Source organism: Flavobacterium sp. J372 (assembly GCF_024699965.1).
Taxonomy (GTDB): Bacteria; Bacteroidota; Bacteroidia; order Flavobacteriales; family Flavobacteriaceae; genus Flavobacterium.
On record NZ_JAJOMZ010000005.1, the window covers coordinates 1 to 14,110 of the forward strand.

General features: G+C 42.1%; 18 protein-coding genes and 4 pseudogenes. 12 read left to right on the forward strand and 10 right to left on the reverse strand.

Going from position 1 to position 14,110, the window contains the following annotated elements; all coding sequences use genetic code 11:
- Positions 1–727 precede the first annotated feature (727 nt).
- The 6 genes and pseudogenes from LRS05_RS16320 (at position 728) to LRS05_RS16345 (ending at position 4,423) form a co-directional block, all read left to right on the forward strand.
- Positions 728–916 carry a hypothetical protein gene (locus LRS05_RS16320; RefSeq protein ID WP_257869293.1) on the forward strand — a complete coding sequence of 63 codons (189 nt, stop codon included), beginning with the start codon at positions 728–730 and terminating at the stop codon, positions 914–916.
- Between the two features lie 538 nt (positions 917–1,454).
- Complete coding sequence (locus tag LRS05_RS16325) at positions 1,455–1,949, forward strand: serine hydrolase (protein ID WP_257869294.1); 495 nt, start codon at positions 1,455–1,457, stop codon at positions 1,947–1,949.
- On the forward strand, positions 1,895–2,305 hold the full coding sequence (locus LRS05_RS16330; protein WP_374707799.1) for a serine hydrolase domain-containing protein: 411 nt from the start codon (positions 1,895–1,897) through the stop codon (positions 2,303–2,305). The genes LRS05_RS16325 and LRS05_RS16330 overlap by 55 nt, the downstream gene beginning before the upstream one ends.
- A 71-nt stretch (positions 2,306–2,376) precedes the next feature.
- A pseudogene (locus LRS05_RS16335) lies at positions 2,377–2,835 on the forward strand (DUF1801 domain-containing protein).
- Between the two features lie 86 nt (positions 2,836–2,921).
- Positions 2,922–4,061, forward strand: coding sequence for an N-acetyl-alpha-D-glucosaminyl L-malate synthase BshA (bshA, locus tag LRS05_RS16340; RefSeq protein ID WP_257868408.1), 1,140 nt, complete (start codon positions 2,922–2,924; stop codon positions 4,059–4,061).
- Complete coding sequence (locus LRS05_RS16345; RefSeq protein WP_257869296.1) at positions 4,058–4,423, forward strand: protease complex subunit PrcB family protein; 366 nt, start codon at positions 4,058–4,060, stop codon at positions 4,421–4,423. Before bshA ends, LRS05_RS16345 begins: the two co-directional genes overlap by 4 nt.
- Positions 4,424–4,502: 79 nt before the next feature.
- Here the strand turns inward: LRS05_RS16345 and LRS05_RS16350 are convergent, their stop codons facing one another.
- From LRS05_RS16350 to LRS05_RS16370, 6 genes are all read right to left on the reverse strand, one after another.
- Positions 4,503–5,168, reverse strand: a complete 666-nt coding sequence (locus LRS05_RS16350) for an endonuclease/exonuclease/phosphatase family protein (protein WP_308225029.1) — start codon at positions 5,166–5,168, stop codon at positions 4,503–4,505.
- Entirely contained in the window at positions 5,104–5,322 is a 219-nt protein-coding gene (locus LRS05_RS17400) for a hypothetical protein (protein ID WP_308225031.1), read from the reverse strand. The genes LRS05_RS16350 and LRS05_RS17400 overlap by 65 nt, the downstream gene beginning before the upstream one ends.
- A gap of 2 nt (positions 5,323–5,324) precedes the next feature.
- Complete coding sequence (locus tag LRS05_RS16355; RefSeq protein WP_257869297.1) at positions 5,325–5,486, reverse strand: hypothetical protein; 162 nt, start codon at positions 5,484–5,486, stop codon at positions 5,325–5,327.
- A 138-nt stretch (positions 5,487–5,624) separates the two neighbouring features.
- Positions 5,625–5,849 (reverse strand): hypothetical protein, encoded by a 225-nt coding sequence (locus LRS05_RS16360; RefSeq protein ID WP_257869298.1) that lies wholly within the window; start codon positions 5,847–5,849, stop codon positions 5,625–5,627.
- 322 nt (positions 5,850–6,171) lie between these two features.
- Complete coding sequence (locus tag LRS05_RS16365) at positions 6,172–6,438, reverse strand: hypothetical protein (RefSeq protein WP_257869299.1); 267 nt, start codon at positions 6,436–6,438, stop codon at positions 6,172–6,174.
- A gap of 261 nt (positions 6,439–6,699) precedes the next feature.
- Positions 6,700–7,368 (reverse strand): hypothetical protein, encoded by a 669-nt coding sequence (locus LRS05_RS16370; protein WP_257869300.1) that lies wholly within the window; start codon positions 7,366–7,368, stop codon positions 6,700–6,702.
- A 412-nt stretch (positions 7,369–7,780) separates the two neighbouring features.
- Here LRS05_RS16370 and LRS05_RS16375 point away from each other — a divergent pair, with 412 nt between their 5' ends.
- Positions 7,781–8,005 (forward strand): hypothetical protein, encoded by a 225-nt coding sequence (locus tag LRS05_RS16375; RefSeq protein WP_257869301.1) that lies wholly within the window; start codon positions 7,781–7,783, stop codon positions 8,003–8,005.
- Positions 8,006–9,100: 1,095 nt separating this feature from the next.
- On the opposite strand, the gene LRS05_RS17405 is transcribed toward LRS05_RS16375, so the two are convergent.
- The 4 genes and pseudogenes from LRS05_RS17405 to LRS05_RS17720 form a co-directional block, all read right to left on the reverse strand.
- The gene (locus LRS05_RS17405) at positions 9,101–9,313 is read right to left on the reverse strand and encodes a hypothetical protein (RefSeq protein ID WP_308225033.1); all 213 of its coding nucleotides are present in this window, start codon (positions 9,311–9,313) and stop codon (positions 9,101–9,103) included.
- A gap of 42 nt (positions 9,314–9,355) precedes the next feature.
- A complete protein-coding gene (locus tag LRS05_RS17410; RefSeq protein WP_308225053.1) occupies positions 9,356–9,475 on the reverse strand; it encodes a DEAD/DEAH box helicase in 120 nt (39 codons plus the stop codon).
- A 100-nt stretch (positions 9,476–9,575) separates the two neighbouring features.
- Positions 9,576–9,877 (reverse strand): annotated as a pseudogene (locus LRS05_RS17420) (DEAD/DEAH box helicase).
- Positions 9,878–9,934: 57 nt separating this feature from the next.
- Positions 9,935–11,018 (reverse strand): annotated as a pseudogene (locus LRS05_RS17720) (formimidoylglutamase).
- A 101-nt stretch (positions 11,019–11,119) separates the two neighbouring features.
- Here LRS05_RS17720 and LRS05_RS16390 point away from each other — a divergent pair.
- The 5 genes and pseudogenes from LRS05_RS16390 to LRS05_RS16405 all read left to right on the forward strand — a co-directional run bounded on the left by LRS05_RS16390 (position 11,120) and on the right by LRS05_RS16405 (position 14,018).
- Positions 11,120–11,995: a hypothetical protein gene (locus LRS05_RS16390; RefSeq protein WP_257868402.1), complete on the forward strand. Its 876-nt coding sequence runs from the start codon at positions 11,120–11,122 to the stop codon at positions 11,993–11,995.
- Between the two features lie 245 nt (positions 11,996–12,240).
- Positions 12,241–13,187: pseudogene (locus LRS05_RS16395) on the forward strand (thiamine pyrophosphate-dependent dehydrogenase E1 component subunit alpha).
- A 224-nt stretch (positions 13,188–13,411) separates the two neighbouring features.
- Positions 13,412–13,588, forward strand: a complete 177-nt coding sequence (locus LRS05_RS16400; protein ID WP_257869302.1) for a hypothetical protein — start codon at positions 13,412–13,414, stop codon at positions 13,586–13,588.
- Between the two features lie 5 nt (positions 13,589–13,593).
- Positions 13,594–13,923 (forward strand): hypothetical protein, encoded by a 330-nt coding sequence (locus tag LRS05_RS17440; protein WP_308225057.1) that lies wholly within the window; start codon positions 13,594–13,596, stop codon positions 13,921–13,923.
- Positions 13,845–14,018 carry a transketolase C-terminal domain-containing protein gene (locus LRS05_RS16405; protein ID WP_257869303.1) on the forward strand — a complete coding sequence of 58 codons (174 nt, stop codon included), beginning with the start codon at positions 13,845–13,847 and terminating at the stop codon, positions 14,016–14,018. The genes LRS05_RS17440 and LRS05_RS16405 overlap by 79 nt, the downstream gene beginning before the upstream one ends.
- Positions 14,019–14,110: the final 92 nt, after the last annotated feature.

Sequence of the window (14,110 nt, forward strand, 5' to 3'; positions counted from 1 at the left end):
GTGGCATTTGCCACGGCGACACTTTCAGGCCAATGGCGATACCGCAAACGACGGTCACCACGTTACAGCGCATTCCTGATTTTCCCAAAAGGCTTAATAGGCTGAGAGTTCTTTCCGTACAAAAAACTATTTGATGAGGGGCCAAGCAGCATAATGGTTGCCCCTCAATGTCCCCTCAATCGAAGCTACAGAAAATTACCCCACATCGCTATCGTATAATGTTATAACCAATATTGTTGTTCAGGGTGAAATGGATTTTAAAGGCCTTATTTTTACTGATGCGCTTAATATGAAAGCGCCAGCGCTTTTATGCAGCCAAGAGATATTGACCTGGAGGCTTTCCTGGCGGGTAATGATATACTATTGTTTGCTGAAAATGTACCGAGTGGCCATAGAGCGTTTTCGTGAAGCATATACCCGAGCAGTATCCTCAACGGAAACAGGCTTGCTTTTTCGGTGAAGAAGATTTTAGCTTACAGGCTCGGGGGTTGGACTTACAAAATATACTCCTGTTGATACAGCCAACCTGTATGCCGACCTGGATGAATCACACTATGAAGACCTGAATTACAAGCTATACGAAGAAGCTGTGACGGTCTTGAAAAATGATGATGAAATTTTACCGGTACAGCAGGCTTGAAAACGAAAAATTGCTTACGTAAAGCTTGGCGATGATGACGGCAGCCAATATTTGGAAGCATTTGAGAAAATACGCTGAAGTAACTGAGTGCAGGAAGACAGCCTTCATCTTGTAACGGCAAAACTTAAGGAATTTTCAACTGTGATAATTGGTTTCCATAAAGCTGACGGAGCCTGGAAGAAACATAACTTCAGTGATAAAGAGTTAGTATGGATTGATAGCATCGCTAAAGGCCGGAAAGCCATTCTTACTGTTTTGCCAAGCCGTATACGCTAAATGCCATCAAGAATTATAAGAACTTTAATTCTGTAGTACTGGCCTATCAAAATAATCTTATCGCCCAGACAGTTGCTGCCGAGGTGATATTCGGGGCTGTTCCCGCTAAAGGTAAACTGCCGGTTTCAATAAGCAATGTATATAAAGTCAATTTTTGGCATGCCTACGCAAACGGTTAACAGGCTTGGCTTTACAACCCCCGCAATGCCGGGATGGATCCTGCCATACTTACAAAGATTGATATGATTGCTAACCGGGCGATAAATGAAAAATGACACCCGGTATGCAGATACTGGCTGCGAGAAACGGAAAGGTATTCTACCAAAAATCATTTGGCTACCATACTTATGACAAAAGAGATATGAAGGTGAAGAGACAGTGACGTATATGATGTGGCTTCGCTGACAAAGATACTGGCAACACTACCGAACATTATGCAGTTGTATGATAAAGGCCTGCTTAAGCTTGACGATAAACTTGGCAACATTTTACCGGAGTTTTGCTAATACAGATAAGAAGAATATTACGGTAAAAAGACATGCTGCTGCATCAGGCACGTTTCCAGCCGTGGATGCCGTTTTACCAGGAAACACTTGATGCAACAAAACACCCTGATTCGGCCTATTACCGCAAGGTGTACAGCCCCCAATTTCCACATCAGGTAGCCGGAAACCTTTACCTGCGCGAAGATTATCCTGGTATAATCATAAGCAAAATCGCCCAAAGCAAGCTGCTTCCAAAAGCTGAATATAAATACAGTGACTTTTCATTTATCCTGTTTAAGGAATATCTGGAAGCAAAAACCGGTAAATCGCTTGACAGGCTTGCTAATGACTCATTCTATAAACCATTAGGGGCGGCTGCCACAACCTATAATCCGCTGCGTAAGTGGGATATGTTTGAAATGCCTCCCACAGAGGTGGATAACTACTTCCGTTACCAGGTGATCAGGGTTACGTACATGATATGGCCGCAGCAATGCAGGATGGTGTTGCCGGGCATGCAGGGCTTTTTTCAAACGCTATGGATGTAGCCAAAATAATGCAAATGTACCTGCAGAAGGGTAACTACGGGAATAAGCAGTATTTTTCTTCAAAAACATTTGATACATTTAACACATGCTGGGAATGCAAATCAGGTAACAGGCGCGGGCTTGGTTTTGATAAGCCACAGCTTGAAAAATCAGGGCCAACGTGTGGATGTGTTTCAAAGTCAAGCTTTGGGCATACCGGTTTTACAGGCACTATGGCATGGGCTGACCCGGAGAGCGGAATTGTGTATGTGTTCCTGAGTAACCGTACCTATCCTGAAGCAGGCGAAAACAAACTATCAAAAGAAAATATTCGAGAAGATATACAACGGGTTCTACAAGAAGCGATTATCAAGTAGCCAGCCGTTGGGCACAAGCTAATACATGAGTAGAATTTGTGCTTCAAAATATAAAGATTAAAAGAAAAATTATGCAATACCTTGACGCTAAAAACGCTGATGAATATTTTGAAGCTATTCCTGAAGAAAGAAGGGCGGCTATGAAAAAACTGCGGGAAGTAATAGTAAAAAATCTACCAGAGGGCTTTAGCGAGCATGGGGTATGGCATGCTGGGCTGGGGCGTACCACATTCAATCTATCCGGCAGGTTATCATTGCGACCCAAAGCAGCCGTTGCCTTTTTTGGGCATAGCATCTCAAAAGAATTTTTATTGCACTGTACCACATGGGCATTTATGCCGACAAAGACCTTCATGATTGGTTTGTAGGAGAGATATCCAAAATATGTGAAGACTAAGCTTGATATGGGTAAGAGCTGTATCCGCTTTAAAAAGCCGGAGAGTATTCCGTTTGACCTTATAGGCGAACTTGTTACCAAAATGACTGTACAGCAGTGGATAGACCGATATGAAGCTAACCTGAAACGCTGATGATGTAGCTGGCAAGCATTCGTTAATTATACACAAAACAGGTTGAGGCCTGTTTTTTATGTAATTTCGTACTTTAATGTTTCCTGATGAAAATAGCTATTGTATGCTACCCAACCTTTGGAGGAAGCGGGGTAGTAGCAACAGAACTGGGCCTTGAGCTGGCACGCCGTGGCCACGAAATACATTTTATAACCTACAGCCAGCCGGTTCGCCTTGCGCTGCTTAACCCAAATGTGCATTACCACGAAGTGCATGTGCCTGAATATCCGCTGTTTCATTACCAGCCCTACGAACTGGCACTATCAAGCAAACTGGTAGATATGGTCAAGCTCCATAACATTGAACTGCTGCATGTGCACTATGCTATTCCGCATGCTTACGCGGGCTACATGGCCAAGAAAATGCTGAAAGAGCAGGGTATAAGGATACCAATGGTAACAACGCTTCACGGCACGGATATCACACTGGTGGGCAACCATCCGTTTTATAAACCTGCAGTAAGCTTCAGTATCAATCACAGTGATGTTGTAACCTCGGTATCGCAAAACCTTAAAGATGAAACGTATAGGTTGTTTGACATTAAGCGTGATATTGTTGTAATCCCTAACTTCATTGAGATTAACAAGAATAAAGTTGATGAAACTTCTGCATGTCATAGAGGGCTTATGGCAACCGATAAGCAAAAGATTATAACACATATAAGCAACTTCAGGAAAGTAAAACGCATTCCTGACGTAGTGAAGATATTCAACGAGATACAAAAAGTTATGCCTGCCAAACTTATGATGGTAGGTGACGGGCCCGAACGTGCAGCCGCTGAGAAGCTTTGCAGTGAATTAGGAATTTCTGACAAAGTAATTTTCTTTGGTAACAGCAGCGAGATAGACCAGATTTTATGCTATAGTGACCTGTTCCTGTTACCGTCTGAAACAGAAAGTTTCGGGCTTGCTGCGCTTGAGGCTATGGCTTGTGGAGTACCTGTAATTTCTAGCAATTCCGGTGGTTTGCCTGAAGTAAATAAGGACGGGTACTCGGGCTATATGGCTGATGTAGGCGATGTTGAGAGTATGGCAAAAAAAGCGATAGCTATACTTGAAGATGACAACAGGCTGTATGAATTTAAGTCTAATGCTTTAAAAGTAGCGCAGGAGTTTGATATAAAGAATATTTTACCAATGTACGAACAGCTTTACCGCAAAGCCCTAAAACAACAACAGCACGCATGAAAAACTTAGTTATAGCATTTACTGTAATTTTATTTGCTGCCTGCAATGCAGGTAAAGATTCTAAAACAAAAGATAATCAGGCAGATAAGTCTGCAGCATCATCTATTAGCTATGAAATTCTGAAGCAGGAAGAATACGGTGGCAGGGAAATTGAGGGTAATGTAGTTGTGAAAACCCAGGCTGAACTCAATAGTTTATACAGCCAACTTGGAATTGGCACTGCGCCTGTAGTTGACTTTTCAAAACAGGCTGTCATAGCATTGTTTATGGGACAAAAGAACAGCGGTGGCTATAGTATCGGTATTGAAAATGTTACAGACGATGGCAAAAGTGTAACAGTTACAATAAAAGAAATCGCCTGAAGGTATGGCAACAATGGCGCTATCTCAGCCTTACTGTATTGCATCAATTACTACAACCAAATCTATAAATTTTAAATAATTATTTGATATCCAGTTCGGTATAAACCGGCAGGTGATCGCTTGGATACCTGCAATGGTCTGAATCGCTTAGAACGGCATATTTGTTTACTGTTACATTTGGAGACGTAAAAATGTAATCTATCCTCGTAATAACGGGTTTATCGAATTTAAAAGCATTAAATGTGCCTTCAGGCCCGTGCTTTTGCAACGCATGTAGTTTAGAATCATGCAGTTGTGCCGACAATAGTTTAATACTTTCGGCAGAATCTTCAAGATTAAAATCGCCCGTGAGAATAATTGAGTAGTTTTTAGTATTTACTGCGTTTATTTTATTGATAATCAACTTTGTACTTTCAATTCGTGCTAATTCTCCAACATGGTCAAAATGTGTGTTGAAAACCCAAATCCTCTTTTTTGTCCTGATATTTTCCAACAAACCATAGGTACAAATACGATTATAAGCAGCATCCCATCCTTTTGAAGGAACATCGGGAGTAGGTGATAACCAAAATGTTTTCTGCTGTACCAGCTTGTACTTGAGCTTATTATAGAAGATAGCCGAGTACTCACCACTACCATTGCCATCGCGGCCTTCGCCAATGTAATTATATCCGGTTAATTTATCTGCTAAAAACTGCATCTGGTTCGGCAGGGGCTTCCTGAACTCCCATAAAATCAGGCTCATAGAACAAAATTTGGCTTGCCATCATATCCTTCCTGTTGTCCCAGCGATTTTCACCATCGCTTACCAAATCAAGCCGGATATTATATGTCATTACCTTTACCTGTGAGTATAAGGCAAACGATATCAATGATATAGCAACAAAGAGAGCCCGCATAATTACGGGATTGATGTTAGCCCGTAAAACCTGAATTTGCCACCTACTTTCACAAATCTAAAGCTATGGCTCGTGCCTTTATGAACTTTTGAGAACTCGCCCGGGTAGTATGTTTCAACCCATACTTCGTACAGCTTCAGGTCTTTAGGGTAATCTTTAGGCATTACTTTGGGCTTGAAACCTTTTAAGGTTATAGAGCTGAATGAGTAACCTTTTTTGCCATGGCCTTGTATACCGGCGACTCAGTAAACTTTTGGCCTATTACCGCAAAAAAGAATTCGGCGGGTACAAACATAGTGCCGTCAGCAGCTACGTCCATAAGCGCCAACACAGTCAACGCAATCAACTTCTTTCAGGCTGAGGCTAAGAAATTTAGCTTTGTCGCCTTTAACTAAAGCATCAACTAACTGAACGAAGTTTTTGTCAAGTTCATCCCAGTCATTTGGTGACTGTTTTTTTACAGCTGGCTTTTGTGCAAATGCTATCTGGAAGCAAAAAAGTGCAAGCAGCAATCCTAATTTTTTCATGAGGTAAAATTACTAAAATCCTTCAACGTATTTTCAGGCCATAAATTTTATTGCACTATTGTTTTTGCGAGTGCAGCAATTAACAAATAATTAGTAGTCTGAATTACTAGTTTTCTGTAAGATTTATTTTCTCATGCAAAAGGCAATTTAGTCTTAATTAAATAATTGAAAAACAAGTATTTGTATTTCGAGTTAAATAAAATCGATGAACTGCACTTTTTTGAAAGGGTTTTGTAACAATGATGTTGAAAAGGCATCGTAATTTTGCAAAAGATTTTTGAACCAAAATCGTTCTTTGACATCACGGCAAGTTTTGCAGAAACTATCTGGCGAGTGATAGAGCTTTCGCAAAAGTTTCTGAAGAATTGGCTGTGATATATTTTGGCATAAAATCTTCTCGTGGCGTATCATTAACATGGTACATGCCTTCGATGGGAATCTGGTAACCGATGTTTGTGTTTTTCATCCGGTAGGTGTAAATTGCCCCAAGCAGACCCGCCATTTTCGTACCCGTTATTTTTGCGCGTCTCATGGCGTCAAACCCAATTACCATGCCTTCGCCCATGCTGCCCGTCCAATGGCCTGCCATCACTACAAGTTTTCCTGTGTAGTTTGTTTTCTCGGCGATACAAATTCAACCCAGCTGCGTACAGTGCCATATTGCTTTTCGTTGATTACATGCTTCTGGTAAGGCAATGGGCTGCAGGTAAACCTGCCCATTATACCTCGCGCCACAGTAGTATTGCCACCGCCGGGAGTATCGGTAAGGTTAAGTATTATAGATTTTGTTTTTATAAGATCGTCCAGCGCTTTATCAAATTCAGCAATAACATCGGTATTACCCAGGCTGTTATTTATTTTTAATATAGCCTATGTTGCCCGGCAGTAATTTGTAGTCAAGAAGTTTTTCCGGCCTTACAGGTTTATGCGCATCAGGATAGTATATTTTTTCAATACCATTTTCTATGAGTGTAATTTCACGCTGTGTATCATGCGTGCCTGCCATCAGCATATTTAAAGCATAAGAATACATGCTTTCATTATAAGATGTTATATATTTTGGGAGAAAGCGCTTTAGCTCCTCACCAACAGCTTTACCATTAAACTTCAGTAACTGCATTCCCGGTTTCAGTCCGCATGCTTCAGCGCCGGATTGTGGTTTTACATCTGCAATGAAGTAATAGTTACCCCGCTTTTCTGCAAACAGGTCGTTACCTGAGGGAATTATCCTGTTTGATGATGGCAGATTGGTTGTAAGTGAAACATGCCCGTTATGAAACTCCTGCAGCACCTGCTCAAGAAAGGTTATAAATTGTGCGTCGTCTTTGATAGCAGCAGCCTGTGGCTGATATATATCTTTAACCTTTGCCCAGTCAATGTGTTGCTTTTCAAAATAGGCATAGTTGTCGTTATAGTCATTCCACAGTTCAAGGAAATCCTGCTCATATCTTGTTTGAGATAAAGCGCTTATTCCTAAAAGGGTACAAAAAATTACAATGTACTTGCCAAAATATTTCATAAGAGCAAATATATACATTAGAAAGAATACATTTCATTGATATATACTCCTGACAATATAGCCAACGTATTGTTAGAAAATATTCATCGATTATTTTCGTATTTTGTCGATATCACTTTTTCTATATAAGAATATAATCTTATATTTGCATTATCAAATTGGCCAGTTTGAAATAATACTTCGTTTTATTTAAAATCAATTCACAATGAAAACTTTTAAAAAGTAGATTTTTTACAATTATTGGATTATTCGTATTGGCAGTGGGTATATATTCTTGCTCTGAGCATGAAAGTGTACAGGTGCAGGATTCTCATGCTGTAATGCTGAAAATCTTAAGGCATTCAATAATGACTTCATTACAAAACATCCTCAAAGCGCTGCAAATAAAGAGGCGGGTTTTGGGGTAAAGGTGTTGCAGGTAGCAGCTGTTGCAACAGGAGACCTTTCAGGTGCTGCAGCAGGTGTATGGGGAGTTCAGAAACTGGCAATTGCTGCAGGTGCGGCAACCAGCGGTACAGGTTATGCAGTGGTTTCTGCTGCGGGAGCTGTTGTTGGTGCGGCCGGTGGGTCATACATGGCTTATTGTACAGTGAAACCAAGAGCGTGTGCAAATAACGGGGAGGTATGCCTGAACTAATTGAATATGAAGGAGGTATGATATTAATTTTTTTCCGAAATTACAAACCCAAAATTTGTAAACCTTAATGAGTTAGGATATCTGCACAGTAGCATCCTTGAAGAGTCATATTATGGTGGTATAAGCCAAAGACTGGTTAACGGCAAAATCTATCAGTGGAGACTTCATATCTTTTGAAAACAGCCAGTGAAGATGATAGTAAATCATTAATGAATACACTCTTCCAGTCGAAATGAACTGGCAAATGTTAAGAGCGGTATAAGCTTACTTCAATGCAATTGGTAAAATATTCTCAGGACGATAAATTTGATTACAAGGTTTTATTACCAGAAGCCTGTAATGATCAATTGATTCATCAAAACCTTTATGATGTAGATTTATTCTTAAATGTTTACAATAAGGCTATCATTTGAAGATTTTGAAACTATCATTAAATTTTGTATTGCGCGAAATTGAAGAATTCGATCTGAATGATACGGAAAAAAAGGCGCTTTTTAGCTGCATTTTCAGTTGCTGCAAAAAACCCATATTTCTGGACTGAATAGTTTTTAAATTTATCTGATATGATGAAAGGGCTGCTTAGGCAGCCCTTTCTAATCTCAATCACGCTGCCAGTTAGTTTTCCAGCACATTCTTTTTTGACATCGCTCTTACGCAGAATTTGTTCTTATTATTCGGGTTTTTATTTTTATTCCGCAGGTCGGGTTTGCATCCGGTTTAGGGTTCAGGGTGCGTTGCCTATTGGGTAAGGAATTTAATAGTAAGTTAAAAAAATATCAAAGCTTCTCAATATCTTTGGGTAAGGCGGTTAATGTTACTGCAAAAAGATGTGTGACCCATCATTACCACATTTATTGCGCCAGTACAGTTGTACATAAGTTTCAGGGAATATTCGGCGGGTCAAAGTTTTATCACATACGGCAGGCTTTCAATATCACAATACCGCAGGGCGGCAATATCTGTAGCCACCAGTACCGATACTTCTTTGTTCTTGAAGCCCTCAAGCACGCGCACACGGGCATTCTGGCACTAAATAAGCCATGAGATGGAATTCCAGCATTTACCCCATGCTTTTTCAATGCTTTTACACCATTGTCAGCGCCGTGCTTTGTACGTGTAAATACCAGGCTTCCGCACTGCTCGGGTTTTCGTTCGGATAAGTTGGTGTAGCAATTTGCGCTTATCACCCTTATCTACTTGTTTTGGCTGCTGCTTCACACGCTCAACGGTAGATGATGCTGGTGCCACCCTTCCACACCTAGGGTCGGTTAAGAAAGTATCTGCCAGTTCGCGTATTGCCATCGGCATAGTAGCGAGAATAAAAGCGTCTACCTGTTATCCGGAGTGAGCTTAATGATTTTTCCGTACATCATTTATAAAACCCATATCCAGCATCTGGTCAGCCTCGTCAAGCACCAGGTGGTGCATGTGGTTCAGGTCAATAAAGCCCTGCTTGTGCAGGTCCAGCAGTCGGCCAGGGTAGTGGCAATAAGCATCAGCCTTTTTTAAGCTGGTCGGTTTGGGATGTCTGGTTCACACCGCCAAAAATGGTAAGCTGCCTTACGTTGGTCTATTTTCCATACGTGTCAAAGCTGGCGCCAATCTGCAGGGCAAGTTCACGTGTTGGTGTTATTACAAGCGTGCGTATGTATTTGCGTTTCTTTTCGCTGCCTACAATACGGTGCAGGCTGTTAAGTATAGGTATGGCAAAGGCCGCCGTTTTCCGGTACCGGTCTGCGCACAGCCCACAAGGTCTGTCCCCTCAAGTATAACAGGTATTGCCTGTTGCTGTATAGGGGTAGGGGTTTCATAGCCTTCATCGCCCAGGGCCTGCTGTATATTTTTCAGCAGGTTTAAATCTTCAAATTTCATCTAATCGTTTCTAAATAAGGCGCAGCATAAGTATTGCGGCCCGGCAAAGATACGCTTTTAATATTTAGCGGAATTTTGAGCAGATTCGTCAGTTATTGCAGCATTGTTTACTAATGATGTCTTTGCCTTCATAAAATCAGTTACAAGATAAGCAATGAGTTTTCCTGTAAGATGGCTGTTGGCAGCGTTATCAAGGCTTGGTGCGCCTTCGCGTATGTGCAGGTATGCCGCATTTTCTGTTTCCCGAAGAAGTAAACAAACTGCCTTGCCCTTTCAGCGCTAAAGCCTGAAGGTGTCATGGCACTGCTGGCCACGTTTACAATCGCATCAAGGTCAAGCTCAACTACCGTATCGTTCATCATTTATAAACTCAAGGGCGTTGTGCATTTCGGCAGTGAAACCTTTTCACGCGTTACGGCAATCTGTTCGTAGGTATTGTATTTAACGCGGCCCTCGGTTTTCTTAATGGTTTCCATTACACCTTTGCCGCAATAATTTTCATGCAGCCCGAAGATAAAGTATTTCCTTAGGAAGCCTTCTTCATAAGCGTAGCTGAAACCGTTACCGCTGTGGCGCCCTTCAAGCAAGCGGAAGTCGGTATGCGCATCAAAATTAACAGCATTTACAGGGCGGCCTTTGCCAGCGCTGTACCTTTAATATTACCGTAGGCATTGTTGTGGCCACCGCCTATAATGATGGGTGTTTTCTTTGCACGCACAATAAGGGTTATTATGTGCGATACCTCTTTATCAAGCTGCTCTACAAGGGCCGAAAGCTTTTTACGGTCTGCTTTTTCGTTAGGGTCAAGGCCTTCAGCCTGCTGCAGGGCTTCGGCAGTATCTACACAGCCGAGTATTAACAGCCTTCCGGCTTTAAAAAATTTGTTATGTTGTAGGTTTACTATGCTTTTCAGAGCGCCTTCCCAGGCTGTTGCAGTGCCGGGACGGCCATAATTGGCACGTACGCCTACATCTTCGGGTATTCCTAATAATACAAATTCAGCATCGGTTGCAGCAAGCCCTTCTTCAATGGTAATACCCGGTGGCAGCACTTGTATACGCTCACCATATTTAATCTCGCCGCTGCGCTCGGCAGTATACTTCAATAGGCTGTTTTCTGTGAACCTTACTATATTTTCCATGGCAATTTTGTGGTAACCAAAAATACTATTTTAGTTTAATTTTCGTTAAAAAGATAAAGGCAAAATGTAAAAAGCCATAAATTTGAAAAAAACTTACAACAATGGAATATCAAAGAAGCAATTCAAGTTTAAAAGCTATCATTATTGTACTGTCTATCTTACTGTTGGGTAGTTTGGCGTATATGTATAAAATGAGCACTGACAGCAAAGAGACTGAAGTAAAACTTACAAACGAGAAAGATACTTTGCTGGCTGAACTAAATGCCGCCAAGGCCGATTATGACAAAGCCATTGCTGAAAACAGCGGACTTAAAGGCGAGCTGGAAGCAGAACGCGCTAAAATTGAGGAGTTGATTGCCCAGGTAGAGAAATCTAAAGGTGATGTTGCTACGCTGAGCCGTTTCCGTGATGATTACCGCAGGCTGAAGCGTGACATGGACAGGCTGATGGCTGAAAATAACAGGCTGAAAGGCGAGAATGCCGACCTTACGATGCAGCGTGATACAACTGCTGCTGCATTGGGCGAATCAAGAAGGTACAGTGATACCCTTGTGAAGCAAAATGACAATCTTACCAAAACTGTTGAGAAAGCACAAAAGCTTACAATTCTTAACCTGAAAACAGAATCATTTAAGGAACGTAGTTCAGGTAAGCTTGTGGCGACTGATAAAGCCAGCAGGGTTGATAAGCTTAGGATAAGCTTTACAATTGCAGGTAACGAAGTAGCTAAAGCCGGCGACAGAATGTATTATGTACAGATCATCGATAGCAAGAACAATGTGCTGGGCGAAAAGAAAACAGAAGTGTTTGGAGACTACACCCTTACCTACAGCTTTACAACTGTTGCAAACTTCCAGAACAAGACAGTTGATATAAGCGAGACACTTTCGGGTAAAGACTTTGCCAAAGGCACTTACTTTGTAAATGTGTTTGATAAGGATGTGCTTGTTGCTAATTCAAGTTTCAACCTCCGCTAACGAGAAATAATTTACAGTTAAAAGGATATTCCGGATCTGGGATATCCTTTTTTTATGCCCTAAATCGTCAAAATAAATTTTTATCACACTGTGCCTTTCACTTGTTATTTTTTTACCTTTGGCGTTGCAAACACATTAACGATTTTTCAAAAATCACCATGAAATTCGACAGGAAACAGCTTACCAACGAACAATTACTTGATTTATATAAGAAATTAATAAAACCACGCCTTATAGAGGAAAAGATGCTTATCCTAATCCGCCAGGGTAAGGTTTCAAAATGGTTCTCAGGCATAGGGCAGGAGGCTATTTCAGTTGGCGTTACTGCCGTACTGGATAAAGACGAATACATTCTCCCAATGCACCGTAACCTGGGTGTTTTCACAGGGCGTGATATTCCGCTGTACAGATTGTTTTCGCAATGGCAGGGTAAGGCTAACGGGTTTACCAAAGGCCGCGACCGTTCTTTCCACTTCGGTACGCAGGAGTTTAAGATCATCGGGATGATATCGCACCTTGGGCCGCAGCTTGGCGTGGCCGATGGTATTGCACTAGCTCACAAACTTCGCGGCGAAGGCAAAGTAACTGCTGTATTTACAGGAGAAGGCGCCACCAGTGAGGGGATTTCCACGAGGCGTTGAATATTGCTGCCGTATGGGAACTTCCGGTGCTTTTCATCATCGAGAATAATGGTTATGGGCTGTCAACACCTACAAACGAACAATATCGTTGTGAAAACCCTGGCTGATAAAGGCATAGGGTATGGCATTGAGTCGCATATAATCGACGGTAATAACTTACCGAGGTCTTTACGCAGCTGACGGGTATTGTAGAGTCGATGCGCAGCAATCCGCGCCCGGTTTTGCTGGAGTTCAAGACGTTCCGTATGCGTGGGCATGAAGAGGCGAGTGGTACCAAATATGTTCCGCAGGAGTTGATGGACATGTGGGCGATAAAAGACCCGGTTGACAACTACCGCAAATACCTTAAAGAAGAAGGTGTGCTTACCGATGAAAAGACGAAGCGCTTCGAGCTGAACTTAAAGCAGAAATTGATGAACATTACCAACGTGGCTTCTGCCGAGCCTGCCATTGAAGCCAGCTTAAGTGAAGAATTAAATGATGTTTACAAACCATATAATTTTGAAGAAGTTAAGCCTTCAGGTGATGTTGAGAATATTGCGAATGATTGATGCAATTTCGCAAGGCCTTAGCCAATCGATGGAGCGTCATGAAAATCTTGTGATCATGGGCCAGGACATAGCTGAATACGGTGGCGCTTTTCAAGATTACCGATGGCTTTGTAGCGAAGTTCGGTAAAGACCGTGTTCGAAAACACCAATATGTGAGTCGGCCGTAGTTTCGGCAGGTATGGGCTTATCCATTAATAAATATAAGTCGGTGATCGGGATGCAGTTTGCAGATTTCGTTTCTACGGGCTTCCAACCCGATTGTAAACTATTTAGCAAAAGTACACTATCGCTGGCAGGAAAATGCTGATGTGGTGGTGCGTATGCCTTGCGGTGCGGGTGTACAGGCAGGGCCTTTCCATTCGCAGACCAATGAGGCATGGTTTACTAAAACCCGGGACTGAAAGTGGTGTATCCGGCTTTCCCGTATGATGCAAAAGGACTTCTGGCTACCGCTATAAACGACCCCAATCCGGTGATGTTCTTTGAGCATAAAGCTCTGTACCGGAGCGTTTACCAGGATGTACCAAAAGATTACTACACCATACCATTTGGGCAGGCTGCGCTTTTAAGAGGAGATGCAGTTACGGTGATTTCATTTGGTGCAGTGTCCACTGGGCGCTTGAAACGCTTGACAAAAACCCCGAAATTAAAGCCGATGTGCTTGACCTTCGCACGCTGCAGCCGCTTGATACAGGGGCTATCTATAAATCGGTTAAGAAAACAGGCAAGATTATAATCCTTCAGGAAGATACATTGTTTGGCGGTGTGGCCAGTGATATATCAGCCATGATTATGGAGGAACTGCTTTGGAGTGGCTTGATGGCCCGGTAAAACGTGTAGGAAGCCTTGAAGCGCCATACCATTCACCAAGGCACTTGAAGACCAATACCTGCCGAAACAACGTTTTGAAGAGGCGTTGCAGG